The sequence below is a fragment of the Mycobacterium sp. genome, assembly GCF_049280035.1.
Lineage (GTDB): Bacteria > Actinomycetota > Actinomycetes > Mycobacteriales > Mycobacteriaceae > Mycobacterium.
Map to the genome: position 1 here is coordinate 1 of NZ_JBAPPI010000869.1, position 2,376 is coordinate 2,376.

At 62.9% G+C, this 2,376-nt stretch carries 2 protein-coding genes; one reads left to right on the forward strand and one right to left on the reverse strand.

Features of this window, described 5'->3' with window-relative positions; translation table 11 throughout:
* Positions 1–683: 683 nt before the first annotated feature.
* On the forward strand, positions 684–1,343 hold the full coding sequence (locus tag WAN71_RS27685) for a TetR/AcrR family transcriptional regulator (RefSeq protein ID WP_422228386.1): 660 nt from the start codon (positions 684–686) through the stop codon (positions 1,341–1,343).
* 123 nt (positions 1,344–1,466) lie between these two features.
* Here WAN71_RS27685 and WAN71_RS27690 read toward each other — a convergent pair whose 3' ends face one another.
* Entirely contained in the window at positions 1,467–2,252 is a 786-nt protein-coding gene (locus tag WAN71_RS27690; RefSeq protein WP_422228387.1) for a FadR/GntR family transcriptional regulator, read from the reverse strand.
* Positions 2,253–2,376: the final 124 nt, after the last annotated feature.

A 2,376-nucleotide genomic window follows, 5' to 3' on the forward strand; every position in this document is an offset into this window, starting at 1 on the left:
CCGATAACCCCAGCGCCAGAACGACGGGTACGTTCGTGATCAAGGTGGCCTGCTAGCGCCACAGGCGATTAGCAGACAATTCCGGCGAAGGTCTGATGGTCACCCGGCGCGTCGACGACCACTTCGCCCGCGGGGCGCCCGAACTTCGAGCGCCGACCCGCGCGTGGTCTCCGCGGCAGTTATAGCCTACGTAGTTCGCGTCTCATGAGGCCGGTCTCGAAATAGCTTTCCGAAAAAGCTGGAAGGAACCTTCGAGCTGGGCGTGCAGGCACCGTTAAAGTCAGCAACCCGCGGCGCACCCCAGCGACAACGGAGGCGAGGTCGACCAACCGTCCTGGGCGCGGTAACGAAACCTGGTTGAACATGACATTCCCTTCGATGCTCCCTGGCAGTCATCGATAAGGAACATAAGGTATCGATACGATATTCCTAGTATCGAAACGGCACGTCAGGGATCCACTCCGATGCTCCGAGATTGCCATGACCGGTGGCCGCGTCAGACAAGCCGTGGGAGCACTGCCCAGCCCACGTTTACCCGGGATGCATTAGCGTGGACCAGCACGGATCGAGCTAAGCCCGGTGTGGAGGCCTGTCAGTTTCGCTACGATACTTTCGGTACTACATCCGGGCCCGATGTCACGGATTAGGGCGCACCCGGCGACAGGGTGGCGAGGGGGTCTGCGATGACTGAGGTGGACACAGAATTGGCCGACAGCGATGACGAAGTCGATCCGCGCTGGCTGCGGTCACGCACCCGCCTCTTGGACGCGGCGGTCGATCTACTGCGGACCGGGGGTATCGAAGCCGTCACTATCGATGCGGTCACCAAAGCCTCAAAGGTTGCCCGCACCACTCTTTACCGCCACTTCGGCTGCTCGTCTGATCTCATCGCCGCCACACTCGAACGGCTCCTCCCCGCGGTCACGCCGCCGCCGTCGACGGGGTCGTTGCGTGACCGGCTTGTCCAGCTGGTGTGCCGGCAAGCGACGCTGTACGAAGAGGCACCGCTGCATCCGACGACCCTGGCCTGGATAGCCCTGCGATCCACTGCCGACAGTGCCAACAGCGCCCAAGACTGGCAACGATGCAAAGGCACACTGCAGGCACGCGTCGTCGAGCACTACCGCCAACCGTTTGAAGCCATCCTGCAAAGTCCCGACGCCCACACTCAACTCGACGAGTTCGACCTCGAGCTTGCCGTGTGCCAACTCGTGGGGCCGCTGCTGTTCGCATGGATGATCGGTCTGCGTGTCGTCGACCACCAGGACTGCGTCCGCATCGTCGATGATTTCCTCGCGGCCCACCGACTCGACCACACCGCCAGTACATCCCGGGACGCCTAATTGCACCCTCTTCGCCGACCACATTGGGGACCTGGCTGGCGACAAGCATTCTTACGCGGTGTGCCACCGAGGCCGCAAATAAAGACCGAGCTGACTCCCGCGGGTGCGAGATCGCCGCCGCGGCTATTGACCCACGGCGGCGTCGCCGACGTCGATCGCGTCGCGCTCGTCGGATTCGGCCAAGGCGGCGGCGTAGCTGTGCACATGCCGGCGCATGCGCCGCCCGGCGGCCATGGCGTCACGGTCCCGGATCGCGGTCGTGATCGCCCGGTGTGCCTGGCTTGTCACCGCGCGAACCTCAGTGTCGACGAAGGCCGCGTTCTTGGTGCCGGCATAGATTGCCTGCGAGAGCGCGGTCATGAGGCCGATCAGCAGCTCGTTGTGACTGGCGACCGCGACACCGACATGCCAATCCAGGTTGGCCTGCAGAAACTGCTCGAGATGGGCCTCGGGATCGGCGATCGCTTCGTTGGCCCGGTCGAGTTCGGTGAGGTCCTCGTCGGTGCGGTTGCGGGCAGCAAGCTCGGCGCAGAACGGCTCCAAGGCCTCCCTCGTCTCCATCAGGTCGACAAGTTTGATGCGTCTGCCCCGGATGAGCATGCTCACCGAGCTGGCCATCGACTTCGTGGTAGGGCGCTGTACGAACGCGCCGCCGGCACGGCCCGCTTTGACCCGAACCAAGTTTTGCACTTCGAGGATCCGCAGCGCTTCGCGCACAGTGGCCCGACTCATCTGCGTCTGTTTAACCAGGTCACGTTCCGCCGGTAGGGAGACACCCTCGACCAATTCGCCACTGAGAATCCGCTCGCGAAGCTGGCTGGCAAGCACATCAGACGCCTTAGGGACATCGAATGGGCCAAGCGTGATGCCGGATCGCGAGGGTTTAGTCACGGCATCCGCTGCTTCCATCACACGTCCCCCATAGTTTATGGTCAGACCTAAGATACCATTTGTTTCATTCGGCCGTACCGATCGTCGGTACCCGAAGCCTGGCAGGAGAAACGCCGATGCGATGGGAGCTCTCCGAAGAACA

What these genes read in the sequence shown, in the direction of transcription:
- WAN71_RS27685 (WP_422228386.1), top strand. Translation starts at nt 684, where the DNA reads ATGACTGAGGTGGACACAGAATTGGCCGACAGCGATGACGAAGTCGAT.
- WAN71_RS27690 (WP_422228387.1), bottom strand. Translation starts at nt 2,252, where the DNA reads ATGGAAGCAGCGGATGCCGTGACTAAACCCTCGCGATCCGGCATCACG.